The sequence below is a fragment of the Ilumatobacter coccineus YM16-304 genome (genome assembly GCF_000348785.1).
GTDB classification, from domain to species: Bacteria; Actinomycetota; Acidimicrobiia; order Acidimicrobiales; family Ilumatobacteraceae; genus Ilumatobacter_A; species Ilumatobacter_A coccineus.
Map to the genome: position 1 here is coordinate 3,722,035 of NC_020520.1, position 25,892 is coordinate 3,747,926.

At 68.3% G+C, this 25,892-nt stretch carries 16 protein-coding genes; 7 read left to right on the forward strand and 9 right to left on the reverse strand.

Features of this window, described 5'->3' with window-relative positions; all coding sequences use genetic code 11:
• Nucleotides 1-22: 22 nt before the first annotated feature.
• On the reverse strand, nt 23-631 hold the full coding sequence (locus YM304_RS16775) for an Lrp/AsnC family transcriptional regulator (protein WP_197536897.1): 609 nt from the start codon (nt 629-631) through the stop codon (nt 23-25).
• Between YM304_RS16775 and YM304_RS16780 the strand changes: the two genes are divergently transcribed.
• Nucleotides 591-4,121, forward strand: coding sequence for an indolepyruvate ferredoxin oxidoreductase family protein (locus YM304_RS16780; protein WP_015442908.1), 3,531 nt, complete (start codon nt 591-593; stop codon nt 4,119-4,121). The genes YM304_RS16775 and YM304_RS16780 overlap by 41 nt on opposite strands.
• 98 nt (nt 4,122-4,219) lie before the next feature.
• On the opposite strand, the gene YM304_RS16785 is transcribed toward YM304_RS16780, so the two are convergent.
• Complete coding sequence (locus tag YM304_RS16785; RefSeq protein ID WP_015442909.1) at nt 4,220-4,555, reverse strand: hypothetical protein; 336 nt, start codon at nt 4,553-4,555, stop codon at nt 4,220-4,222.
• A 344-nt stretch (nt 4,556-4,899) separates the two neighbouring features.
• Between YM304_RS16785 and YM304_RS16790 the strand changes: the two genes are divergently transcribed.
• Nucleotides 4,900-5,946 (forward strand): AAA family ATPase, encoded by a 1,047-nt coding sequence (locus YM304_RS16790; protein ID WP_015442910.1) that lies wholly within the window; start codon nt 4,900-4,902, stop codon nt 5,944-5,946.
• Between the two features lie 67 nt (nt 5,947-6,013).
• The gene (locus YM304_RS16795; protein WP_015442911.1) at nt 6,014-9,169 is read left to right on the forward strand and encodes a transglutaminaseTgpA domain-containing protein; all 3,156 of its coding nucleotides are present in this window, start codon (nt 6,014-6,016) and stop codon (nt 9,167-9,169) included.
• A 39-nt stretch (nt 9,170-9,208) separates the two neighbouring features.
• Here YM304_RS16795 and YM304_RS16800 read toward each other — a convergent pair whose 3' ends face one another.
• Nucleotides 9,209-9,967 carry an enoyl-CoA hydratase gene (locus tag YM304_RS16800; protein WP_015442912.1) on the reverse strand — a complete coding sequence of 253 codons (759 nt, stop codon included), beginning with the start codon at nt 9,965-9,967 and terminating at the stop codon, nt 9,209-9,211.
• Nucleotides 9,968-10,159: 192 nt separating this feature from the next.
• Between YM304_RS16800 and YM304_RS22910 the strand changes: the two genes are divergently transcribed.
• On the forward strand, nt 10,160-11,017 hold the full coding sequence (locus tag YM304_RS22910; protein ID WP_154723511.1) for a LytR C-terminal domain-containing protein: 858 nt from the start codon (nt 10,160-10,162) through the stop codon (nt 11,015-11,017).
• 108 nt (nt 11,018-11,125) lie between these two features.
• On the opposite strand, the gene YM304_RS16810 is transcribed toward YM304_RS22910, so the two are convergent.
• Nucleotides 11,126-18,154 (reverse strand): SdrD B-like domain-containing protein, encoded by a 7,029-nt coding sequence (locus tag YM304_RS16810; RefSeq protein ID WP_162142098.1) that lies wholly within the window; start codon nt 18,152-18,154, stop codon nt 11,126-11,128.
• Between YM304_RS16810 and YM304_RS25100 the strand changes: the two genes are divergently transcribed.
• The gene (locus YM304_RS25100; RefSeq protein ID WP_162142099.1) at nt 18,135-18,842 is read left to right on the forward strand and encodes a hypothetical protein; all 708 of its coding nucleotides are present in this window, start codon (nt 18,135-18,137) and stop codon (nt 18,840-18,842) included. The genes YM304_RS16810 and YM304_RS25100 overlap by 20 nt on opposite strands.
• A gap of 135 nt (nt 18,843-18,977) precedes the next feature.
• Here the strand turns inward: YM304_RS25100 and YM304_RS16815 are convergent, their stop codons facing one another.
• Nucleotides 18,978-19,826 carry a bifunctional 5,10-methylenetetrahydrofolate dehydrogenase/5,10-methenyltetrahydrofolate cyclohydrolase gene (locus tag YM304_RS16815; protein WP_015442915.1) on the reverse strand — a complete coding sequence of 283 codons (849 nt, stop codon included), beginning with the start codon at nt 19,824-19,826 and terminating at the stop codon, nt 18,978-18,980.
• Between the two features lie 210 nt (nt 19,827-20,036).
• Here YM304_RS16815 and YM304_RS22915 point away from each other — a divergent pair, with 210 nt between their 5' ends.
• Nucleotides 20,037-20,831 (forward strand): transposase, encoded by a 795-nt coding sequence (locus YM304_RS22915; protein WP_051071478.1) that lies wholly within the window; start codon nt 20,037-20,039, stop codon nt 20,829-20,831.
• 344 nt (nt 20,832-21,175) lie between these two features.
• On the opposite strand, the gene YM304_RS16825 is transcribed toward YM304_RS22915, so the two are convergent.
• On the reverse strand, nt 21,176-22,486 hold the full coding sequence (locus YM304_RS16825; protein ID WP_015442917.1) for an inositol-3-phosphate synthase: 1,311 nt from the start codon (nt 22,484-22,486) through the stop codon (nt 21,176-21,178).
• A gap of 61 nt (nt 22,487-22,547) precedes the next feature.
• On the opposite strand from YM304_RS16825, the gene YM304_RS16830 reads away from it, so the two are divergent.
• Complete coding sequence (locus tag YM304_RS16830) at nt 22,548-23,420, forward strand: LysR family transcriptional regulator (RefSeq protein ID WP_015442918.1); 873 nt, start codon at nt 22,548-22,550, stop codon at nt 23,418-23,420.
• A gap of 38 nt (nt 23,421-23,458) precedes the next feature.
• Here the strand turns inward: YM304_RS16830 and YM304_RS16835 are convergent, their stop codons facing one another.
• The 3 genes from YM304_RS16835 to YM304_RS24845 form a co-directional block, all read right to left on the reverse strand.
• A complete protein-coding gene (locus YM304_RS16835) occupies nt 23,459-24,247 on the reverse strand; it encodes a hypothetical protein (RefSeq protein ID WP_015442919.1) in 789 nt (262 codons plus the stop codon).
• 86 nt (nt 24,248-24,333) lie between these two features.
• Entirely contained in the window at nt 24,334-25,320 is a 987-nt protein-coding gene (locus YM304_RS16840) for a threonine dehydratase (RefSeq protein ID WP_015442920.1), read from the reverse strand.
• Between the two features lie 60 nt (nt 25,321-25,380).
• Nucleotides 25,381-25,854, reverse strand: coding sequence for a 5-formyltetrahydrofolate cyclo-ligase (locus YM304_RS24845; RefSeq protein ID WP_015442921.1), 474 nt, complete (start codon nt 25,852-25,854; stop codon nt 25,381-25,383).
• Nucleotides 25,855-25,892: the final 38 nt, after the last annotated feature.

Genomic DNA, 25,892 nt, shown 5'->3' on the forward strand with positions numbered 1-25,892 from the left:
ACGTCGCCGACGACGCGAACCGTCACGTTGCGGGCATGAGCGGTTCGAGCACTCGCTTGCGACGGTGTTCGAACATGATGCTGGTCCGCTCGTCGACCACACCGCGGATCTCCGCGATCTGATCGACCACCACGGCGCGCAGGCTGGCGGTGTCGGCGACGCTGACGTGGACCATCAGGTCGTACTCACCCGACATCAACGACACCGACACGGTCTCGGGCAGCGAGTAGATCTGTTCGACCACGTTGCCGACCAACTCACGCGTCTTGGGGACCACGCGCACCGAGATCATCGCGTCGATGGCCCGGCCGACCGAGCGCGGGTCGATCTCGGCGTGGTAGCCGGTGATGACGCCGTCGCGTTCGAGATCGCGCACGCGCTCGAGCGTCGACGACGCCGACATGTCGATCTCGTCGGCCAGCGACCGGTTCGAGCGCCGTCCGTTTGCTTGGAGCAGACGGAGAATTTCGGCGTTTTTCGCGTCGATGTTCGGCATTTCGTCATTCTGGCAGAATCTTCTGCGGATTTCTTGCGTGATCGCCGACTGTTTGAAACAGTGTGTCCACCGGCACGACACGAACGGGGGCGCCGTGACCACCATCGACAGGCCCGACACGCACACTTCGAGCACCGACAGCGAGTATCAGCTCAGCGACCGATATCTGGCCGACGAAGGCCGTGTGTTCATGACCGGCGTACAAGCGCTGTCCCGGCTGCCGATCGAGCAACTCCGCGCCGACCGCGCCGACGGTCTCAACACCGCCGCCTTCGCCTCCGGCTACCCCGGCTCACCGCTCGGCGGCATCGACGGCGACTTCGCTCGCGCCGCCGCGGCGCGACCCGAACTGCCCTTCGTCGTTCGTCCGAGCGTCAACGAGGAACTCGCCGCCACCGCCGTGATGGGCACACAGCTCGTCGAAGCGCAACCCGACGCCAAGTACGACGGTGTGCTCGGCCTCTGGTACGGCAAGGCTCAGGGCCTCGACCGATCGTGCGATGCGCTTCGCCACGGAGTGTTCGGTGGCACGTCCCGTCACGGCGGTGCGGTCGTGCTCGTCGGCGACGACCCCGGCGCGAAGAGTTCGGTGGTGCCGTCGAGCTCCGATCTCGCCCTCCTCGACCTGCACCTGCCCGTCTTCTATCCAGCCGACGTGCAAGACGCGCTCGACCTCGGTCGTCACGCCATCGCGATGAGCCGGGCGACCGGTCTCTGGACGGCGATGAAGATCGTCGCTCCCGTCGCCGACGGCTCGGGCACCGTCGATGTCCGCACGTATCGCACCGACATCGTCATCCCCGACATGCACATCGAGGGCGCCGCCGAGTTTCACGTCCCCGACATGCGGCTCCTCCCGCCGCACAACATGGACATCGAGCTCGACATCCGCACGACACGGATGGAGCGCGCCCAGCGGTACCTCGCGGCGAATCAACTCAACCGGGTGGTCGTCGACCCCGGCCCGAGCGCCTGGATCGGGCTGGCCGCCACCGGGCACACGTTCAGCGAACTCCGTGAGTCGCTCCGTCGCCTCGGCCTCGTCACCGACGACGACATCAGCAACGCCGGCATCCGGCTCTATCAGATCCGCGTGCCGCTCCCGTTCGACATCGCCACGACCCGACGCTTCGCCGAAGGGCTGGAAGAACTCGTCGTCGTCGAGGAGAAGGACCCGACGCTCGAGCTGTACCTGAAGGATGCGCTGTACGGCACCACCAACCCACCGCTCGTCGTCGGGAAGCGAGACGAGCGCGGCGACTCGCTGATGCCCAACCACGGCCCGCTGTACGCCGACACGATCACACCGCAGCTGCGCAAGCGCCTCGAGCGGCGGATCGGTGACCGCCTCGCTCCGCCGCCACCGGCACAGCGCGACCGGGTGCTCATCCCGCTCACGGTCGAGCGAGCGCCCTACTTCTGCTCGGGCTGCCCACACAACTGGGGCACGAAGGTTCCCGACGGCGACGTGCTCGTGGGCGCCGGCGTCGGCTGCCACACGATGGCGCTGACCATGGACGAGGACAAGGTCGGCAACATGGCCGGCATCACCCAGATGGGCGGCGAAGGCGCGCAGTGGACCGGGATGAGCCCGTTCGTCGACCGCGAGCACTTCATCCAGAACCTCGGCGACGGCACGTTCTTCCACTCCGGCCAACTCGCCGTGCAGGCAGCCATCGCCGCCGGCGACACCATCACCTACAAGCTGCTCTACAACGGGACCGTCGCGATGACGGGTGGACAGGACGCGGTCGGCGACCTCGACGTGCCGACGATCGCCGGCATCCTGATCGGCCACGGCGTGAAGCGGGTGATCATCACCACCGACGACCTCGACGACTACAAGGGCGTCGAGTTGCCGCGTGACAGCGCCGGCACCGTCGAGGTGTGGAATCGCGAGCGGATCGTCGAGGCGCAGGAGGTGCTGGCGAAGGTTCCGGGCGTCACCGTGCTCATCCACGACCAAGCGTGCGCCGCCCAAGCTCGCCGACTCCGCAAGCGCGACAGGATCACCACCCCCACCCAGCGGGTGGTCATCAACCACCGGATCTGCGAGGCCTGCGGAGACTGCGGCGAAGTCAGCAACTGCCTGTCGGTGCAGACGATCGACACGCCGCTCGGCGTCAAGACCACGATCGACCAGACCACCTGCAACCTCGACTTCTCGTGCCTCGACGGTGACTGCCCGAGCTTCATGACCGTCGAGGCCGACCCCGACGCGCCGCCAGTCGAAGTCGGGCGACTCACCCCACCGACCGATCTCCCCGCCCCCACGCTCCGCGTCCCCAGCGACCATCTCGATCTTCGCATCGCCGGCATCGGCGGCACCGGTGTGGTCACCGCAGCGCAGGTCATCTCCACGGCAGCGATGCTCGACGGCTTCGATGCTCGCGGCCTCGACCAGACCGGACTGTCGCAGAAGGCGGGTCCGGTCACCAGCGACATCCGCCTGCGCCTCGCCGATGCTCCGACCTCCAACCTCCTCGGAGCGAGCACGGCCGACGTACTCCTCGCCTTCGACCTGCTCGCCTCGGTGACCGACCGGACGCTGGTCGCATGTCGAGCCGACCACACCGTCGCCGTCGGTTCGACCACCTCGACCCCGACCGGGGCGATGGTCGGCAAGCCCGAGCTCCGCGTCGACGAGCTCGCCACGCAACGGGCACGGCTCGACACGGCGACCGACCCCGACGCGACCCGCCTCGCCGACGCCGGAGCACTGATGGAGCGGCTGCTCGGCAACGCCACCACCGCGAACACGTTCGTCATCGGCATGGCCGTTCAGCACGGCGTCCTGCCGATCTCGAGCGAGTCGATCGAGCAGGCGATTCGACTCAACGGCGTCCACGTCGAGGCGAACATCGACGCGTTCCGTTGGGGGCGCGCCTGGATCGTCGACCCCGACAGCGTCGAGACGCCTGCGGCATCGCGAGCCGGCCTGGCCCCGATCGTCGAGGTGCCGCCGCTTCCGAGCAGACTCGCCAAGCGTGTGAGCGCCCTCACCGACGACGCCGATCAGGAGGCCGAGCTCCACATGCTCACTGCCGACCTCGTCGGCTATCAGCACGCGAAGTACGCCGCCACCTTCCTCTCCGAACTCGAGCGTGTTGCCACGACGGCACCGTCGCTCGTGCCCGTTGTCGCCCGATCGCTGCACAAGCTCATGGCGTACAAGGACGAGTACGAGGTCGCCCGACTGCTGATCGCGTCCGAGTCGACCGCCGCGGCAGAAGCGGTCGGCGGCGCCGGTGCCACCGTCACCTGGCGCCTGCACCCGCCGATGCTCAAAGCGCTCGGCCGCGACTCGAAGCTGGGCATCCCGGCAAAGGTCGGGCGTCCGCTCATGACCGCCCTGGCGAAGGGGAAGCGTCTCCGCGGTACGAAGCTCGACCCGTTCGGAGCGACCGAGATGCGCCGAACCGAACGAGCGCTCGTCGACGAATACCGCTCGCTCGTGCACGAAGAGATGCACTGGCTGGCCGGCCGTGACGACGACCCCGACGCCCTGGCCGCCTCGACGGCTGCGCTGTCGTTGCCGATGTCGATCCGCGGGTACGAGGCGCTCAAGCTGCGTCGAGTCGAGGAGTATCGCGCCGCGGTCGAGGCCCGCCGGGCCGCCCGCTGACCGCAGACACGTCGGCCGAAAACCCGAAACGCCGCCCCGACCTGGATGACCAGGTCGTGGCGGCGCCTCTCACTAGGGGACCGTCGAAGCGGGTGGGATCACCCGGCGAGTGTGGGGTTCTCCCGAGCCATCTTCCAGGCGTCGATCTTCTCTTGGCGCATCTGTGTGCGGCGCTTCCACATCTTCGTCTTCCAATGGCGCTTCACGCGGCCCCGCTTGGCGAGCTTGCTCTTGGCGACCTCCGCATCGTGTCGGTGCATCGGCTTCCAGGCGGAGCCTGGTTCGTGCACGTCCTCCGGCTCGATACCTGCCGAGACGGTCTGTGCGACGTTCTGCAGTTCGACGTGGATCCGGTGCCGCTCGCTGTGAGCGTGGGCCCGGCGTTCCTGTCGTGGCAGTGTCGGCACATCCGTGTCGCGGTTGCGCTGGCTCATTGGTGACCTCCTACTTTGTGGCCGGTTGGCCACGGTGGTTTCGGTTGTTGTGATCACCACAGTAGGTCATGTTCTGTTTCCCGTGCGTTTGACTCGTGTAACGATCGTGCGCGATTTTCCGTGACCACGGTCACGTCACTGTGCGTGCAATCTGCGGCGCGTTGCGTGATCTTCCGGCTGGTCCACCAGATCCGTGCGTTCCCCGCTCGGATGGTCGGTGGCCCGCGGCCGAGCGCCCATCGAGTCAGGGTCGCCGGAGCCGAGACCGGAAAACAGGCACGAAACCTCGAGCGTCGGCCCCCGCCGAAGGTCAAGCGGCGAGCCGGAGCGACCGATGAACCAGTGTGCAGCTCCCCCCACCTCCCTTGGCGAACGACGCGCTGACCAGCGATGCGACATCCACGGCGACCGCCGCCGCGGCCGACGCCCGCCCGGCCGCGCCGCCAACTGCGAACGCCGCCGAACTCGGCGCCCGACTGGTGAGCGCCATCGACGCGGTCGTCGCCGGACAACACGCGGTCGCCGAGATCGCCGTCGCCACCCTCTTCGCTCGCGGCCACCTCCTCATCGAAGACATTCCGGGTGTCGGCAAGACCTTGCTCGCGCAAGTGCTCGCGCGGGCCGTGGGCGGCACCTTCGGACGCATCCAGGGAACGCCAGACCTGCTCCCCGGCGACGTGACCGGCTCGATGATGCCGATCAGCGACGCCGCCGGCAGCACCCGACTCGAGTTCCGTCCCGGACCGGTGTTCGCGAACGTCGTCGTGTTCGACGAACTCAACAGGGCGACGCCGCGCACTCAGTCGGCCTTGCTCGAAGCCGCCGAGGAAGCGACCGTCACGGTCGACGGGACGAGCCATCGACTCCCCAGTCCGTTCATGCTCGTCGCCACACAGAATCCGATCGAGATCGCCGGCACGTACGGACTCGGAGAAGGATCGCTCGATCGCTTCGCCGCTGTCGTCACACCCGGTCGCGCGTCGGCAGAGTTCGAACTCGATGTCGTCACCGGGCGACGCGGCCGCACGATGCTGCGCGCCATCGACCCGCTCACGACCCCCGACGTCATCGCGGTCGTTCAAGACGAGGTCGCCTCGGTTCAGGTGTCGGACGCCGTCGGCGAGTACGTGGTCGCACTCCTCGGCGCCACTCGCCAACACCCCGCCGTACGGCTCGGAGCATCCACCCGGGCCGGCGTGTCACTCGTCGGATTGGCCCGTGCCCGGGCAGCACTCTCCGGCCGCACCTACGTGGTTCCCGACGACGTCGCGCGCGTGGCCGTCGCCTCGCTCGCACACCGCATCCTGGTGATGGAGAGCGGCGGATCGACCACCGCCGGCCGCCAAGCGATCGAAGAATGTCTCGCCGCCGTCCCGGTCCCCACCGCCTGACGCCATCGCCTACCAACCGATCCCGGCACCTGACCCACCACCATCACCTGGCCCGCCACCCGACCCGATGAGCTCGCTGCTCGAGCAACCGCTCCCCTCCTCCGACTCGAGCACCGACGCGCCCGGCGCCACCGAACGTCACGATCCGCCACGGGCCGGCGAGCAGCGTCCCCGCGACGCCGACGATCCTGCCGACCACGGCGACCTGCGGGTCGGACGGCGACGCCCCGGCGGTCTGGCACCGGGGGCTGGAGCGTTCATCGGCGCCTGGCTCGTCGGTGTCGCCATCGCCCGCCTCACCGGTGCTGCCGCCGTGGTGCTCCTCCTCGTCGTGACCGCCGTGGCGCTCGCCGCGTCGATGCTGTCCGGGTGGGTCCGGCTCCGGTCGATCGGCACGATCGACGTCACGACGCCCACGCTCGTCACGACCGACGACGTATTCGATCTCCGCATCCGCCACGACGACGACGCCCCGAGCCGAAGCCCCCTGTACGCCACCGTGCGGGCAGCGGCAAGCGACGCGGTCACCCGCGTTGAACTCGGCCATCGCGGCGACACGATGACGGCCGAGTTCACGATGCACCGCGCCGGAACCGTGACACGGCTCGACGCGACGATCGAGACCAACGGAACCGCCGGCCTGCTCTGGTGGAAGCGCACGGTGCGGGTGCCGATCCGGCTGCACGTCGCGCCCGCCTCGTCCGCACCCACGCTCGACGTCGACGAACGAGCCTCGACCGACGACGGCTCGTCGACCGACGGGCGCGGTCGCCCGATCGGCGACATCGACGGCATCCGCCCCTGGCGCCAGGGCGAGAGCGATCAGGCGATTCACTGGCCGTCCACGATCCGGTCGGGCAGCATCGTCGCTCGCGCACGTCGGTCAGCGGTCGAGACCCGCTGGACGATTCCGCTCGACAGTGACCCCGCTCGCCTCCGCTGGACCCTCGAGCAGGGCCTCCGCCACGGCCACGAGGTGTACGTCGAACTGCCTGACGGCGACACCGTCGAGGTGCGCGATGGCGACGACGCGGCACGGTGGTCGACGCTCGCCGCCGATCGCCGACCGGCGACCGCGACCGCATGCGAGCGAGTCTCGATCTGGAAGCGCAACTGGTCGTTGTCGGGATATCGCTCCGAAGACGAACTGGTCGACCCGGTACCGAGATGGTGGACCGCTGCAGCAGCAGCGATCGCACTCAACATGCTGCTCGGAGCACTCGATGCCACGATGATCACGCGCGTGGCTGCCACGCTCGGCATCGCGGTGGGCGCAGCCCTCGCGGTTCGCCTTCGGGCACAGACCCCGCCGGCGTGGCTGCGGGTGACGATCATGGCGATCGCCATCGGCGCACTCGCCCGCATCGCGGTGCAGGCCTCCGGCATCGGGGGGCTGATCGAGGCGCTCCGTGGCCCGATGCCCGACCTCTTGATGCTGCTGCTCGTGCTGCACGGTGCCGAGAGTCTGAGTCGCCGTTCCGTGCGGGTCCATCTCGCGATCACCGGCGTGGTGGTCGCTTACGCCGCCGGCCTCCGCATCGACGACCGAGTCGGCTGGTGGATGCTCGCCTGGGGAATCGCTGCGCTCGTGTCGCTCGCGACCCTCTCGGCACGCACGTCTCCAACCCGCGAGCGGGTCGACGCGCGTACGTCTCGTCGACGCGCTGGACGCGGCATCGCCTGGTTCGCCCTCTCCACGATGGTGGCCTTCGGACTCGCCAGTCTCGTCCCGATCCCCGACGGCCCGGCGAGCCTCGGCCTTCCCGCCGTCTCGAACAGCGAGGCGCTGCCCGACGCGGGAGCACTCGCCGGCCCGGAAGGCAACACACCTCCCCCGTCGAACGGCGTCACCGACGCACCGAACCGCGGTGCGCTCGGCGAGGTCGCCGGCTATCCCGGTTTCTCCGAAACGCTCGACACGTCGGTGCGCGGTGATCTCGGCGACGAGATCGTCATGCGTGTCCGCGCGCCCGAGCCGGCCTTCTGGCGGGGTCAGACCTTCACCGAGTTCGACGGCCGGACGTGGCGCATCACCGGCGCCGATGGACCGACGGTCGAAGGCCCGCAGATCTCGGTCGAGCCGACGCTCGGCGACCTGGCGCGACGAGGCACTCCCACCGAGGAGTTCGTGCAGACCTTCCACGTCGAGTCCGACCTGCCGAATGTGGTGTTCGCCGCGTCGCGGCCCGAGACGATCGTGTTCGACGGCAACATCAACACGCGACCAGACGGCGCACTCCGTGCCGACCGCACGCTCACGGCCGGAACGATCTACACCGTCGTGTCGCAGCGCGTGCAGGTGACGCCCGAGATGCTTCGAGCCCAGGGCGACCTCGCCGAACGATTCGACGAACTCACCGACAACCGCAGCGACGAGCTCCTCACCGCGTTCCTCACGATCCCCGACTCGACGACGCAACGCACGATCGATCTCGCCGAGCAGCTGCGTGTCGATGGGTCGACCTACGACACGATCCTCGCCTACGAGCGCTGGCTCTCGACCAACACCGAATACGACATCAACGCCCCGGTGCCCGCCGACGGCGCCGACGCCGTCGACGACTACCTGTTCGAGTCACGACGAGGGTTCTGCGAGCAGATCGCGTCGTCGTTGGTGGTCATGCTCCGCTCGCAGGGCGTACCGGCCCGCCTGGCGACCGGCTACATCCCGGGCGAACGCGACCAGGTGTCGGGCGTGTGGAAGGTTCGAGCCAGCGACGCTCACGCCTGGGTCGAGGTCTGGTTCCCCGAGACCGGCTGGCAGGCCTTCGACCCGACGGCCTCGGTTCCGCTCGCCGGCGACACCGAAGCCTCCACCGTCGGCAACGACGTGGCCGACGCGGTGATCGCCGGCATCACGTCGCGACCCGTCGAGATCGCGCTCGCCGCTCTGCTCGTCGGACTCGCCTTGGGCGCGGTGCGCGGCCTGGCCGAACTCCGGCGCCGGCGCGAACGTGGGCCGTGGGGATTGCTCCACGACCGGTTCGCGGCGCTTGCTCCCGAGGCTCGCACCGCGCGAGACGTGGCCGACGACGTGTCGCACCGCGTCGATGAGGCAGCGAGCAGCGTCGACGACCCGCCACGAGCGGTCGACCCGCACGCCGTCGGCGAGATGCTCGACCGCGTCGCGTTCGACCCGACGTTCACACCGAGCGACGACGACCAGCGCGTCACGGCGCGTTCGATCCGCGACCTCGAGCGACAACTGCGTCGCAGTCGCTGAACGACCGACCGCGCCTCGACCGACGGCCCTACTCGCTCGTCACTTGTTCTTCGAGCTGATCTTCGCCTTGAGCGCGGCCATGCGCTCGGCGAACCACGGCTGCTGCGTCGACCAGAGCTGCGGCTCGAGTTCACGCGCGACGGCGTCGGGGTGATTGTCGATGTCGGCCATGGCCAGCACGGTCGCCTTCGTACGAATCGCGAGCTCGCGTGGCGCCGATGCCGCTCCGGCCGCGAACTCCTGGGCGACCGCGGCGAGTTCGTCACGCGGCACCGACTTGTAGGCGAGCCCGATGCGCTCGGCCTCCTTGCCGTCGAGGACCTGACCGAACACCACCGCGGCCATCGCCGCCTGCGGGCCGGCGATCCGGCGGAACATCCAGGTGTGTCCACCGCCGGGATGGATGCCGAGCTGGAGGAAGCGGGTGTCGATCTTCGCTTCGTCGGCGACGATGCGGACATCGCAGCCCAGGGCCAGGTTCATGCCGGCGCCGACGGCGGCACCGTTCACCGCGGCAAGGGTCGGCAGCGGGCTCCGGGCGATCCGGAGGAAGCCTTCGTAGATCTTGCCGAGGCTGTCGCCTGTGGCTTCGGACAGGTTGCCCAGGTTCGCTCCGGCGCAGAACGACGGCGGCGCACCCGTGACCACGAGGGCACCGACGTTCGTGTCGTTCTCGATGTCGTCCATCGCCGAGATGATCTCGTCGACCATGGGAGCGGTCAGCGTGTTGCGCTCCTCCGGGTTGTTGAGGGTGAGCGTTGCGACGCCGTCGCGGATATCGGTGAGCACGAGTGACATGCCGCCGAGTCTGTCAGACCCGACTCGATTCGCAGAAGAGCTGCGGGCACGTCGACTGCGTGTCGACAGCCTGTCGCCGACCCTCGAATCGGCGTCGATCTGAACGACGCCGACGATCATTGCTGTCTCGCATCTGCCAGATGATCCGGGCCTGCCGCGATCGCGAACGCCCGATCGACAAGACTTGTGAACATGTTCAAACGGACAGTCCCTGCTGCGCTCGCCGGTTGCCTGTTCATCGCCGCATGCGGCGGCGGCGATGATTCGGCCTCGACGACCACGACCACCGTCGCCGAGGTGACCGAGCCCGAACCCGAACCCGAGGCGACCTCGACCACGTCGTCGACCACGACCACCACCACCGTCGCACCGCTCGTCACCGAGGGCGCCACGGTCGTCGTCGCGAACGCGAGCATCGTCGGCGGCACCGCCGGCCGGATGTCCGACCAGCTCGGCCTCAGTGGGTTCACCACCGGCACGCCCACGAACGGAGCCGAGAAGCTCGACGAGTCGGTCGTGTACTACACCGACGACGACGGCGCGCAGGCGGTCGCCGAATCGGTCGCTCGAGCCCTCGGCGACGTCGATGCCCTCGCCATGCCCGACGAGATCCCGACCGAGACCGGCGAACTCGACGGCGGCCAGGTGCTGGTGTTGCTCGGCAACAACCAGGCCGACCGCACGCTCGCCGAGTTGAGCGGTACGACCGACACAGCCGACGTCGAGACCAACGGTCTGGTGATCGTCGTGGCCAATGCGAGTGGCGTCAGCGGGTCGGCCGGGCGCATGTCGACCCGACTCGACGATGCCGGATTCAACGTCGGCGAACCGACCAACGGCGTGGTGCAGTTGGCCGAGTCGGTCGTGCACTACACCGACGCCGAGGGCGCCCAGGACGATGCCGAAGCCCTCGCCGCCGCGCTCGGGGGTGTCGAGGTCGAGCCCATGCCCGACGAGATCCCGACCGAGACGAGCGAACTCGACGGCGACGTCCTCCTGCTCCTCGGCACCAATCAGGCCGACAAGACCCTCGACAGCCTCAACCCGTGAGCTGAGCGCCGACTCGTGAGCTGAGCGTCGAGCGCTGGAGCCGGCGCCCGATTCCGACCCGACGCGTGGCGGAACGCGTCGAGCCGAAACGGGGCGGAATCAGCGACGTCAGCGAACTCGACCGAGCACGTCGTCACCGCGGCGGCGGAACAGCGCCAGCATCAGACCGGCGACGATCGAGGCGAACGCCACGCGCAGCAGCATGTTCGTACCGCTCGAACCGGTCGTCGGGAGCACGGCGACTCGGTCGGAACCGACGCCGAAGCCGCCTCCGATGGCGGTTCTCCCGGGGGTCACCTGCACCGTGGTCCGACCGTCGACGACGCCGTCGGTCTCGGTGATGATGGCGGTGCCGGGCGGCACGGTGGCCGGATCGACGATGACCGTGTAGGTGCCGGGCGGCAGGTTCTCGAACTCGTAGTTGCCGTCGGAATCGGTGCTGGTCCGATCGGCCTCGTCGCCGCTGGCGGCCACGAGGATCACGGTCACGTCGGGAGTACCGGTCTCGCCCGGATCCCGCTGACCGTTGCCATTGGTGTCGTTGAAAACGCCACCGAAGATCCCGCCCGACGGCGTGGTGCCGACATCGATGTCTGCCTCGCCACCGACACCGAGCACGACGGTGTTCGGACCGCCGCCGTCGGTGCTGCCCGGGGGCAGGGTGGCCGGATCGACCTCGACCGAGTAGTCGCCCGGCGGGAGGTTCTCGAGGCACCAGTCACCGTTGGCGTCGGTGACGACCGCCACCACGACGGCACCATCGGGTCCCTGCCAGGTGACCTCGACGGTGACACCCGGAAGGCCGGGCTCACCGGCGTCTTGGACGCCGTCACCGTCGGTGTCGTCGAAGATCGTTCCGCAGATGATGCCGTCGCCCCCGACGGGGAAGTCGACGTCACGGATGGTCTCGCCAGAGTTCAGCGTGATGGTCGTGCTGGTCGGAGCATCGCCGTCGAGGTCGCCGAGCGGCTCGACGCCCTCCGGCAGATCACCGGCGTCATAGGTGACCTGCGTCGGCCCCGGCGGCAGTCCTTCGACGATGTACCGGCCGTCCTCGTCGGTGGTCGTCGTGACCACGAGGTCGTCGTCGGTGCCGAGCACGCCGTCGACACCGGCTGAGGTCACGGTGACGCCGACGCCCGCGATGCCCGGCTCGTTCGGATCGCGGACCCCGTCGCTGTCGAGATCGAGGAAGATCTCGTCGCCGACGCCGGCGGAACCGACGTATCCGAAGTCCTGTTCGAGGTCTTCTTCGTCGAGCCCGACGCTCACGCGTGACGTGTTGTCGTCACCGCCGTCAGGGTCGGCGGTCGGGAACATGCCGGCAGGCAGTTCGGTGATGCGGATGTCGTAGGTGCCGGCCGGGATGTCGTCGAACAGATAGTTGCCCGCGTCGTCGACCGTCGTGGTGAACACGACGTCGTCGCCACCACCCGGAACGCCGTCGGCGCCGAGGTAGGTGGCGGTGACCGTGGCACCCGTGAGCCCGGGCTCACCCAGGTCGCGCTCGCCGTCACCGTCGAGGTCGAGCCAGACCTCGTCGCCGATCGTGGCGCCGCCACCGATGCCGAAGTCCTGATCGTCGGCGTTCGTGCCGCCGGTCAGTTCGACGGCGCTCTGCCCGTCGGGGGCGCCGCCGTCGGGGTCGACGAGTGGAGCCGTGCCGGATGGCAGCGTCTCGGGATCGACCACCACGGTGTACGAGCCGTCGGGCAGGCCCGATGCGCCGTAGATGCCGTCGGCGTCGGTGGTCGACTCGATGACGACGTCGTCGCTCGTGCCGAGTTCGCCGTCGGGTCCCGCCCAGGTGATCGTGACGAGCGCACCTTCCACCGGTGTGTCGATCGACGCGTCGTCTTGCTCGCCGTTGCCGTTCGCATCGACGTAGACGGTGTCACCGATCGAGTTGTCGCCCTGGTAGCCGAAGTCCTCGTCGAGTTCGGAGCGTCCGTCGTCGCCGAGCGTGACCTCGGAGACGTTCGGTTCGCCACCGTCGGGATCGGCCGTGTTGATCGCGGACGAGGGCAGCCCGTCGGGGCCGACCGACACGATGTAGTCGCCGTCGGGAAGACCGTCGACCAGATAAGCGCCATCGTCGTCGGTGCTGGTCGAGACGTCGAGGTCGTCAGCGGTGCCGAACTCGCCGTCGGGACCGGCCCAGGTGACCGTGACCGACTGGCCGGGCACCACCGGATCGGCGGGATCCTGAACGCCGTCGCCGGCGAGGTCGAGGAAGGTGACCCCGCCGATCTCGCCACTGCCGACGTACCCGAAGTCGACGTCGACGACATCGTCGTTCGATTCGAGGGTCACCTCGGTGGTGCCGTCGGCACGGTCGTCGGGGTCGATGCTCGCAACGGTGCCGCCGGGCACCGTCGACTCGTCGACCGTCACCACATAGTCGCCCGCCTGCAGGCCGGGGAACGAGTAACCACCGAGCTCATCGGTGAAGGTCTCGCGCTCCGTGCCGTCGGGCAGCGTCAGCACGACGCGGATTCCACCGAGGCCGGGCTCACCCGCATCGCGGGTCTCGTCGCCGTCGAGGTCGAGCACCACGGTGCCCGAGATCGATCCGCCCGAGACGTAGCCGAAGTCTTGGTCGCGGTCGTCCTCCGGGCCGTCGCCCTCATCGCCGAGCACGACGGTCGACACGCCGTCGACCGGAGCGTCGGGGTTGCCGCCGGCCGCATCGCCGACGTCGACCGTCGGGTTCACCGCATCGGGCAGCGTCGACTCGTCGACGGCAACCGTGAAGGTGCCGTCGGGCAGCCCGGCCACGACGTACTCACCGTCGTCGTCGGTGGTCGCCGCAGGGAGTGCGACATCGTCACCGGTACCGAACTCGCCGTCGGGGCCGGCCCACGTGACGACCACGTCGACACCCGGGAGGCCCGGCTCGTCGGCGCCGTCACCGTCGATGCCATCGGCATCGGCGTCGAAGAAGATCGTGTCGCCGACGCTGTTCGGGCCGACGTAGCCGAAGTCCTGATCGAGATGCTCGCGGTCGTCGGCGTCGATGACCACGTCGGACGTGTTCGGTGTGCCGCCGTCCGGGTCGGCGGAGTTGTTCGCCAGGTCGACGATGCCGCCGTCGACGATGACCGTGTAGGACCCGTCGGGCAAGCCCTCGAAGAGGTACTCGCCGTTCCCGTCGGTGACGACGCCCTCGGTGACGCCGTTGTCGCCGACGAGTGTGACCGCCTGGCCGGGGAGGCCCGGCTCACCGTCGTCTTGCACGCCGTTGCCATCGAGATCGAGGAACACCGTGTCGCCGATGCGCCCGCCGGGCTCGTTCGCATAGCCGAAGTCCGCCGTGAGGTGCTGGTCGTCGACACCCAACTCGACCGGGGTCGTTCCGTCGGGGTCGCCACCGTCGGCAGCGACGCCACCGTCTTCGTCGACCGTGATCCGGAGATCGTCGGGCAGCGTCGTCTCGTCCACCTCGACGACGTGGTCGCCGGGGAACAGCCCGTCGAACAGGTACTCACCGTTCTCGTCGGTGACGTCGGTGAACGTGACGCCGCCGACGGCGAGGACGACGGTGACGCCCGGGATGCCGGGCTCGTCGTCGCCTCGGGTGCCGTCTTCATCGAGGTCGAGGAAGACCGTGTCGCCGATCGAGCTGTCGCCGCGGTAGGCGAAGTCGACGTCGTCGCGGTCGGTGTCGGCGGCAAGTGCGACCACCACGCTCGACTGAGGCGCCTCGTTGCCACCGGCCAACCCGTAGGTCTGCTGAGCACCATCCGGCAGCGAGGTCTCGTCGACCGACACCTGGTAGCTCCCGGCGGGCAGCCCCTCGACGAGGTACTCGCCGTTCTCGTCGGTCGTGGCGGTGAGTGTGACGTCGTCGTCGGTGCCGACCTGGCCGTCCGGCCCGGCCCACGTGACCGTGACGCGGACGCCGGGAAGACCGACTTCGTCATCGTCCAGCACGCCGTCGCCGTCTCGGTCGATCCAGATGAGATCGCCGAGCGAGGAGTTACCGGCGTAGCCGAAGTCCTGTGCGAGGTCGACCGAGACGAGGTCGGTGGTCGAGGTCTCGTCACCGGCGCTGTTCGTGCCGTCGGCCGGGGTGTCGGAGTCGGCGGTGGGGCCGAAGCCGGCCGGAATCCCATCGGTCACGGTGACCGTGTACGTACCGTCGGTCAGCTCGGTGAACAGGTAGTCGCCGTCGCCTGCAGTGATCGCGGTGAAGGTGGCGCCGTCGCCGTCGGTCGCCGTGACGGTCACGCCGTTGATGCCGGGCTCGCCGGCGTCCTGCTCGCCATCGCGGTCGACGTCGAACCACACGCGGTCGCCGAGCACCGCATCGGTCGGATCGCCGGTGTCGTAGCCGAAGTCCTGATCGAGATCGTCGTCGCCCGGAAGCAGCGTGACGTCGCTCGTCGAGTCGCCGAGCTCGCCACCGGCGGCGTTGCCGTCGGGATCAGCCGTGTTGTCGACGTTGGCGGGCAGTCCGCCGGTCACCGTGACGGTGTAGTCGCCTGCCGGCAGACCGTCGAAGAGGTACGTGCCATCGTCGTCGGTCGTGGTGGTTCGCACCGTTCCGTTGTCATCGGTGAGCGTCACGGTGACGCCGCCGAGACCCGGCTCGTCGGCCGGGTCGCCCTGGTCCCCATCGCCGTTCGTGTCGAGGAAGATCGTGTCGCCGATCGAACCGACGATGGCGACGCCGAAGTCCTGCTCGTCATCGGATTCGCCGGGGGCCAGGGTGACCGAGGCAGTGCCGTCGGCATCGCCGTCGGGGTCGGTGACGATCTCGGTGCCGTCGGGCAGCGAGCCGTCGTCGATCGCCACCACGTAGTCACCGGCCGGGAGACCGCCGACGGTGTAGTTGCCGGTGTCGTCGGTCGTCGCGGTGACGGTGATGTCGTCGGAGGTGCCGAATTCGCCGTCGAAACCGGCGCCGATCACGGTGACGGGGACGCCTGGAACACCGGGCTCTCCGTCGTCTTGCACGCCGTCGACGTCGAGGTCGTAGAAGACGGTGTCGCCGATCGATCCGGTGCCGACGTATCCGAAGTCCTGGTCGAGGTCGGAGGTGGCGAGGTCGGTGGTCGAAGCGCCGTCGGGCCCTGCGATGCGGTCGTCGGCGTCGTAGGTCGGCACGACGCCTCTGGGCAGGCCGTCACCGACGGTCACCGTGTACTCGCCGGGCTCGAGATCGGTGAAGAGGTAGTCGCCGTTCCCCGACGTGGTGGTGGCGCGGGTGGTGCCGTCGGGCAGCGTCAGCGTGACCGTGACGCCGTTGAGCCCGGGTTCGCCGGACTCCTGGACGCCATTGCGGTTGGTGTCGAACCAGACCCGATCACCGAGGAAGGCATCCGCCGGATCGCCGGGGTCGTAGCCGAAGTCCTGATCGGTCCGATCATCGCCCTCACCGAGGGTCACGACACTGCTGGAGTCGCCGCCACCATCGGGGTCGTCGGTGTTGACGAGCCGGTTGACGACGCCACCGATGACATCGATGCGGTACTCGTTGGCCGGAAGCTCGTCGAAGAGGTAGCTGCCGTCGAGGCCGGTCTCCTGCTCGGCCGCGACGTCGTCGGCGGTGCCGAGCTGCCCGTCGCTGCCGCCGCTCGTGAGGCGGACCACGACGCCGGCGAGTCCGGGTTCGTCGGTCGGATCGCCCTGCACGCCGTCGCCGTTCGTGTCGAGGTAGATGCGATCACCGATCGAACCAAGCAGCACGACCGGGTCCTCTCCGTAGCCGAAGTCGGCCGTGAGGTGCGCGTCGTCGTCGCCGAGGGTCACCGGGCTCGCGCCGTCGTTGTCGCCGTCTTCGTCGTCGGTGTTGCGCAGCGCTGCCGGCACGGTCGACTCGTCGACGATCACTCGGTACTCGCCGGCCGACAGGCCGTCGAACAGGTAGTTGCCCTGCTCGTCGGTGAACCGTTCGTCGATCACGTCGTCGGGCGTTCCGAAGTCACCATCCGGTCCGGCGGCGACCAGCGTGACGCGAACGCTCGGGATTCCGGGTTCGTCGCTCGGATCGTCCTGCACCCCGTCGAGGTCTGCGTCGAGATAGACGCTGTCACCGATCGAGCTCGAGCCGGCGATGGTGCCCGCGAAACCGAAGTCCTGGTCGCGGTTGGTGCTCTCGTTGGCCAGGGTCACCGTGCTGCGGCCGTCTGGGTCCACGGTGCCCTGCGGGTCGACCGTCGGCTCGAAGCCGGCGGGAAGCCCGCTCACGACCTCGACGAGGTAACGCCCGTCGGGGAGCCCGGTCGCCTGATAGCGGCCCGTGTCGTCGGTGAGGAAGGTCCCGATGACCACGTCGTCGCCGCCGCCGACTTCCCGGTCCTCTCCGAGAAACGTGATGCGAACACCGACGCCTGCGAGTCGCGGGTCGGTGTCGGGCCCGTCGTCGATGCCGTTGCGGTTGGCGTCGTGGAACACCGTGTCGCCGATGGTGTTGTTGCCGACGACGGTCGGCGTGTAACCGAAGTCCTGGGTCAGGTCGTCACGACCGCCGGTGATCGTGGTGATGCTGAGCCCATCGGGATCGGTCGTGCCCTGCGGGTCGACGGTGAACTCGACCCCGTCGGGCAGTCCGCCGACGATGTCGACTGCGTACGTGCCGTCGAGGAGTCCCGGTGCGAGGTACTCGCCGAGGCTGTTCGTGGTGTAGGTCCCCACGATGGAGTCGTCGCCGCCACCGCGCGCTCCGTCGGCCCCGAGGTCGGTGACTCGGATCTCGATGCCGTAGGCGCCGTACTCGCGAGCGTCCTGGACGCCGTTGAGGTTGTTGTCGGAGAACACGGTGTCGCCGATCGCGGCGCGATGGGTGTAGCCGAAGTCTTGGTTCACCTCGTCGCCGTCGATGACGACCATCGACGTCTGGTCGGCCGAACCGATGGCGCTGTCGGCGTCGTACGTGGCCTCCACGCCCGCGGGAAGTCCGCCGGTGACCGTGACGACGTACTTTCCGGCGGGGAGCCCTGCGACGGTCCAGTCGCCGTCGCCGGACGTGGTGGCGTCGTACGACACGTCGTCGCCGCCTCCCGGCGCCCCGTTCGGGCCGAGGTGGACGACGACCAGGTCGACGCGGTTGAGTCCGGGCTCGCCGGGGTCCTGCACCCCGTCCGCATTGCGATCGAGCCAGACCCGGTCGCCGATGCTCGATGTCGTCGGCACGACGGTCGTGGTGGTGCTGCTGGTCGAGGTCGTGGTGGTCGTCGTCGAACCGGGGACCGTGGTCGTCGGACCCGGAACCGTCGTGGTCGTCGTCGAACCAGGGAGCGTCGTCGTGGTCGAGCCCGGGGCCGTCGTGGTCGTCGGGTTCGGCACCGTCGTGGTCGTCGGGCCAGGAAGCGTCGTCGTCGGATTCGGCACCGTCGTGGTCGATCCGGGCACCGTCGTCGCCGAACCGGGCACCGTCGTCGTCGAACCAGGGACCGTCGTCGTCGGGCTCGGGACCGTGGTCGTCGAAGCCGGGACGCTCGTGGTCGTCTCCGGCGACGTCGTCGTGGGGCCCGGGTCGGTGGTGGGCGGAGCATCGGTGGTCGGCGGCGCGTCGGAGGTCGGCGGCGCATCGGGGTCTTCGACCGACCCCGCGACGAACGACACCGGTTGGCGCGCTGGTTCGACCCAGTCGCTCCCGGATGCTGATGTGTTGCTCAGTGTGAATGCCGATCCGCCGATCAGGCCCACACATGCGAGTCGGGCGATTCCGCCCCCGATACGCGTGTTCACGATGCGATCCTCCGCTCGTTTTCGATTTCCGCCAGCGGGGAGCATAAGAAGTGACATGCTGCATGTCCACTTCGCTCGGTGGTCATCGACCTCGGAACGTGTCCGTTTTGGCAGGAGGATGCCAGTATGAGGTGGTCTTCAGCCACGGTCTGTGGCCAGCGTGGCAGGCTCGATCGGGCCGTGACACGAGGGTGGCTTCAGCGCTCTCGACGGTGACTGTCTGGTGAATGTCGCCGTCACCAGCGGACAGGCGCTGGTGGCGGGCTCACAGTCCTTGGAGTCGTGCTGCTGTCAGTGTGTTCTCGAGCAGACACGCGATCGTCATCGGCCCGGTGCCGCCCGGCATGGGCGTGATCCAGCCGGCGACTTCGGCAACGGCATCGAAATCGACGTCTCCGACGATTCCCGCTTCGGTCCGCGACACACCGACGTCGATCACGGCGGCCCCCGGCTTGACCATGTCGGCGGTGATCATGCGGGCCTGACCCGCGGCACCCACGACGATGTCGGCCTCGCGGACGACGGCCGCCATGTCGGCGGTGCGAGAGTGCGCCATCGTGACGGTCGCATCCACACCTTTTCGGTTCAGGAGAAGTGACAGTGGCAGTCCGACGAGGGTCGAGCGTCCGACGACCACTGCGCGTGCTCCGCTCGTGGGCACAGAATATTTTTCCAGAAGTCGGAGGACGCCGAGCGGTGTACAGCTCACGAGCCCAGGACGATTGCGAACCAGGCGCCCCATCGAACGTTCGGTGAGGCCGTCGACGTCCTTCTCGGCCGGGATGAGGTCGAGCACGGGTTCGGGATCGAGACCGTCGGGAAGCGGAAGCTGCACCAAGATGCCGTGCACCGACGGATCGTCCGCCAACTCTCGGACGACGGCCTCGACCTCCTCTTGCGTGGCGTCGGCATCGAGGCCGTGGTGGCGCGACACCATGCCGGCCTCCCCCGCCTTCTTGTGCTTGGACTTGACGTAGCGCTGCGACGGACCGTCGTCGCCGACGAGCACCGTCGCCAGGCAGATGGCTGGTGACCCCATCTGCTCGATCTGCGTCGCCAGCCCCGCGATGATCTCGTCGCGCAGTGAGTTTCCGTCCATCAACGTCGCCGTCATGCCCCGCACGCTAGTTCCGCACCACTCACGACCACATCGAGCCAGTCCAAAAATCACCCCCACGCGACCACATCGAGCCTGGCCAAAACTCACCCCCACGCGACGACATCGAGCCTGGGCAGAAATCACCCTCACCGTTTTCCCTTTTCCGCTGCTCACGACCCTCTGTCGGTCATGCCGAGAAAACACAAGGAACTACATGCCACTCCCATGCTCCACGTCGTCAGCCGTGGGGTCGACCGTCAGGACGTGTTCGAACGCCCGAGTGATCGAGCCATCTTCGAACGACGGCTCGACGATGCGTTTCGCAAACACCAGGTCGAGTTGCTGGCGTACGCCTGGATGACCAACCACGTTCATGCGCTCGTTCGCAATCGCGACGGCGACGTGTCAGCCGCGATCGGCGAGACGCTCGGGCTCTACGCTCGACACTTCAACGCCATCACCGACCGAGTAGGTCCGCTCTGGGAGCCACGCTTCTGGGCGACACCGATCGAGAGCGATGCGCAGCTCTTGCAGACCGTGAGATACATCCATCGCAATCCGCTGGAGATCACGGGGACGTCGAAGCTGGTCGAGTATCCGTACTCAAGCTTCGCGGTGTACACCGGCGAGCGCCGAGCACCGGCGATGCTCTGCACCGACCCACTCGAACGACTCCTCGACCCGGTCCGACATCGCAAGCGCGTTCTTCGACCCCAGCGTGGTGACCGGCTGCCGTTCGCGTTCTTGCCGCCGCAGACGACCACATCCCTCGACGAGATCAGGCTCGCCGTCGAGTCGGTCGTCGACGCAGCCCCCACCACACGGCTTCCGACCCGGCTCGTCACGATTCTCCTGGCGGTGGAGCTCCGAGCCGGCACGACTGCGGAGATCGCCGCCGCGCTCGCCATCGACGAGGGCACCGTGCGCAACAAGGCACACCTTGCTCGACGACGACTCGCCAGAGACCCCCGCTTCCAGATCCTCCGCCAGCGGATCTTCGACAGCCTCCCCGTGCGCTGACCCTCGAGCCACGCGACGACATCGAGCCTGGGCAGAAATCACCCCCACGCGACGACAATTTGCCTGGGCAAAAATCATCCCCACGCGACGATTCTGAGCCTGGGCAGAAATCACCCCCACGCGACGACATTTGGCCTGGGCAGAAATCACCCCCACGCGACGACAATTTGCCTGGGCAGAAATCACCCCCACGCGACGACATCGAGCCTGGGCAGAAATCACCCTCACGCGACGACATTTGGCCTGGGCAGAAATCATCCTCGGGTGGCGAAAATGGCGAAGTGGGACGCCCGGTGCGGACGTCCCACTTCGTTCGAGATCGGTGGCTCCGAGGAGCCGGGGGATCAGCCGGCTTCGGAGTGCGTGACGGGCTGCTCGCCCATCCATTCGCGCAGCGTGTTCTTCAGCTTGGTCTGCTGGATGAACAGGTCGGCCTCGGCCGGCACGTCGCCCGCGGCCTGCGGGGCCTTCAGGTAGAAGCTCAGCCATTCCTGCACGCCGCTCTCACCGGCACGATGTGCGAGGTCCATGAAGAGCGCGAGGTCGAGCACGATCGGCGCTGCGAGGATCGAGTCACGGCAGAGGAAGTCGACCTTGATCTGCATCGGGTAGCCGAGCCAACCGAAGATGTCGATGTTGTCCCAGCCCTCCTTGTTGTCGCCACGGGGCGGGTAGTAGTTGATGCGCACGACGTGGTCGATGTTGCCGTACAGGTCGGGGTAGACCTCGGGCTGCAGGATGCCGTCGAGCACGCCGAGCTTGGAGACTTCCTTCGACTTGAAGTTCTCGGGATCGTCGAGCACTTCGCCGTCGCGGTTGCCGAGGATGTTGGTCGAGAACCAGCCGCGCACACCGAGCATGCGAGCCTTGAAGCCCGGGGCGAGGAGGGTCTTCATCAGGGTCTGGCCGGTCTTGAAGTCCTTGCCGGCGATCGGGACGCCGTTGGTCTTCGACAGTTCGATCATGCAGGGCAGGTCGGTCGTGAGGTTCGGCGCACCGTTGGCGTACGGCACGTCGCTCTGCAGTGCGGCGTAGCAGTAGATCTGCGACGGCGAGATGTTGTCGTCGTTGTCGCGCAGGCCCTGCTCGAACGACGCCACCGTGTCGTGGACCGCCGACGGCTCCTGGTAGGCCTCGGTCGAGCCACACCACACGATGACGAGACGGTCGCAGCCGTTCTCTTCCTTGAAGCGCGCCATGTCGGCGATGAGTGCTTCGGCCTGATCCCACTTGTTGGGGATGTCCTTCACGCGCACGCCCTCGAGACGGCTCACCCAACGCTGGTCGAACACGGCCTCCATCGGCACGATGCCTTCCATCTCCGCGGAGATCGAGTCGAGGTCTTTGCCTTCGAGCACACCGGCGGTCTTGGCCGCTTCCATGGCGTTGGGCGAGATCGGGTCCCAGCCGCCGAAGACGATGTCGCCGAGGTCGGCGAGCGGCACGAATTCCTTGATCAGCGGGTTGCGGTTCTCTTCCTTGGTGCCGAGGCGGATGTGCGCCATCTGCGACACGGAACCGATCGGTGCGGAGATGCCTTCGCGGGCGGCGATGACGCCGGCGATGAACGTGGAGGCCACGGCTCCCATGCCGGGCGTCAACACGCCGAGCTTTCCGGTGGCGGGCGCGATCTGTCGAACTGTCATGGCCGCCATGCTAAGCAACCGTTGACAGAGAGTCGAGTCAGTGAAGTATGTCTGAACTATTCTGCGTGGGGTGCGAGGCAACCTCCCCGACCTCTCGATCCGCCAACTGGAGTACCTGGTGGCGGTCGCCGATTCACCGACGTGGGCCGCTGCGGCCGCCGACGTCGGCGTCAGCCCGTCCGCGTTGTCGCAGGGCCTGGCAGAACTCGAACGGAGAGTCGGCGTCAAACTCTTCGAGGCGTCCGGCCGGCGGCGACTGTTGCGGTCGGCGGCGATCCCCGTGCTCGACCACGCCCGTCAGGTGGTGGCGCTCACGACCGACCTCGCGCGCTGGTCGGACCGTCTCCGCACGGCCCAGTCGGGTTCGGTGCGCTTGGGGCTGATCGACGTGGCGGCGGTCGCCCACCTTCGTGATTCGCTCCGTCGATTCCGAACCGACCGCCACGACGTGACGCTCACCTTGACCGTCGCACCGTCGCGACGCCTACTCGACCAGTTGATCGACGGCGACCTCGACGCCGTCGCGTGTGTGGAGCCACCGGAGCCACGACCAGGCATCGTGACTGAGCCATTGCTGACCGAAGGACTCCACGTCTTCGCCCCACCGGGGCAACGACTCGGCCCTCCGGAGGAGTGGGGGCCGTGGGTCCTGTTCCCGGACGGATCGCATACTCGGCGTCTGGTCGAGGATCACCTGCGCTCGCTCGGAGCGAGCGTGGTGGTGGCGGCCGAGTCGCACCAGCCGGACGTGTTGCGCGAGATGGTCCTGCTGGGCATGGGATGGACGGTGTTGCCCGAGAGCCAGGGGCGGGTGAGCGACGGCGACGCTGCGCCGGGTGGCGCCCACCTACTCGACCGCCAACTGGTCCTCGCACGGCGGAGCGGCGCCGTGTCGGACCCTGCGGTCGATGAACTGCTCGAGCGGTTTCGACGGTCGACCTGACCGACTCGCCGGTGTGGCGAACCGTTCGGGTCGTCGACTCAGGCCGCTTGCAGGACGACCGGGTGGCGCTGGTCGGTCGACGGCCCCGACTGGAACATCACGGTCGGCCCCTCACCGCCGGAACCGCAGAAGAACTCGGCGTTGTTGATCGGTGCCGAGTTGATGAGTCCGTTGCCCATGTCGCTGCCGTCGATCGTCTGACCGGCCACTTGCACCGTGATGGTCAGATCGCTCGACAGCGTCGTGGCGGCGATGACGTTGTCGTCGACGATCTCGTAGCTTCCGTTGACCGTGCCGACGGCATCACCGGTTCCGCCGGTTCCGCTCACGTCGACAGTGATGCCGAAATCGGCCGTGTACTGGTACTCGCCATCGAGGAACGTGACGTTGACGACGCCGTCGGCTCCGAGCGTGAGGCCGCCACCGCTGTTGGCCGCCAGCGCTGAGTAGTACGAGTTCAACTGCTCGGTGGTGATCACCCAGGCACCTTCGAGGCACGCCTCGTCGGGCTCTGCCGGGACGGTCGTGTCGGGTGCGGGCGCCTCGGTGGTCTCCGGTGTCGGGACGGTGGTCGGCGGCTCTTCCGCCTCGGTGGTCTCCGGCTCGGACGCGTCCGGCTCGGTGGTCTCCGGTTCGGCCGTGTCGGCCGAACCGCCGCCCCCGGTCAGTGGGGCCGTGGTCGTGGTGGTGGTCTCGACGGTGGTCGTGGCCTCGTCGAGCACTTCCCCGGCGCCCTCGTCGCTGGCGCTGTCTTCGCTTCCCCCGCAGGCGGCGAGCGCCAGAACGGCGACGGAGGCGAGTGCGGCAAGGCGGTGACGAGGGTTCATGTCGACAGTGTGGCAAACCGACGGACCCGGAGCACCGTATTTAGCGACGACGCCGTGCCGGTGACTGTCACAGCCTCCCGACCGCGTCAAACGACCGGAGTGCCACCCGAGAGCACCTCGGCGAACTGGTCGGTGTCGACGTTGCCGCCGCAGAGCACGAACGCGCTGTGGTTCCCTCGCTGTGCGGGTGATTCCGACAGGAGACCGGCGAGCGCAATGGCGCCGGCCGACTCCGCGACGTTGTGCGTCGTGCGGAAGATCGTGCGCATCGCGTCGGCGACTGCGTCGTCGGACACGGCGATCACGCGAGCGGCTCCCGAAACGATGCCGGCGATCGAGTCGGCGTCGGGGGAACGGGTCGCCACACCGTCGACGAACGTCGCGGCGGTCTCGGTGGTCCGGACCTCCCCTGCTTCGAACGACAACTTCGACGCCGGCGCGTTCTCCGACACGACGCCGACGACGGCGGTGTCGAGACCGAGCAGGTCGCGGACTTCGATGATCGCGTTGATGCCGCTTCCCATGCCGATCGGGACGTAGATGGTGTCGATCGGATCGCCCGTCACCGCGTCGAACAGTTCGCGTGCGTACGTCGCCACGCCGAGGACGAGGTCGCGGTGAAACGGGGGCACCGCTTCGAGACCGTGCGCTGCGGCGTGCTCGATGGATGCTTCGCGAGCGACCTGGAAGTCGTCACCGTGTTCGATGACGGTGGCGCCGAGTGCGCGCATCGCCGCGTTCTTCTCGACGCTGTTGCCCCGTGGGACGAAGATGGTGACGGATCGCTCGGCGAGGCGTCCGGCGAACGCGAGACTCTGACCGTGGTTCCCGCGAGTCGCACTCACCACACCAGCCACCTCGGGGCGTTCGCGCACGAGGCGATCGAAATACACCAGGCCGCCGCGCACCTTGAAGGCGCCGACCGGCGTGTGGTTCTCGTGTTTGACAGTGACTCGCGACCCGGCGTGCTCGCTCAGGAGCGGCCAGTCATAGTGCGGAGTCGGCGGCACGTGCTGGCCCACGATCCGAGCGGCCCGGTCGAGTTCGTCGAGCGTGAACCCCAAGTTGCCCATGCCGCACCCTGTCGCATCACCATCGGATCGCGCAAGCCGGTTGCGGGCCGAGTGGATGCCTCAGTCGGTGAGCACGATGTCGAGCGACTGGTCGAACGGGCCGATCGGCAACTCGTCGACGAGTTGAACGCGGAAACCGACTCCGATCGTGACGCAGTCGGCGCGGATCCCAGGAAGGAACCGGTCGTACCACCCCCCTCCCTGCCCGCAGCGGTGACCATCGAGCGTGAACGCGAGACCGGGCACGATCACCACGTCGGGCCACGACGGGTCGACGCCGTCTTCGGGCATCAGCACCGCCTTGCCGTGTTCGATGCACCACGCGACGAACATCGCCGTGTCGACCTCACTCCCCATGGCCGAGTAGGCCATGACCCGATCCGCATCGATCACCGCGGGATGGGCGATCAGCGTGCGGGTCAACCGCGCCGAGCGCTCGTGGCGATCGGTCAGTGCTTTGCGGCGCTCTCGCGCCTCGCGGCGCAGGCTCCGCTTGGCCGCTGCAGTCGCTGCGTCGTCTCCCCCGGCGTCCACGAACGCGACGGTATCGCCGACGGGGATATCGGCGCGCG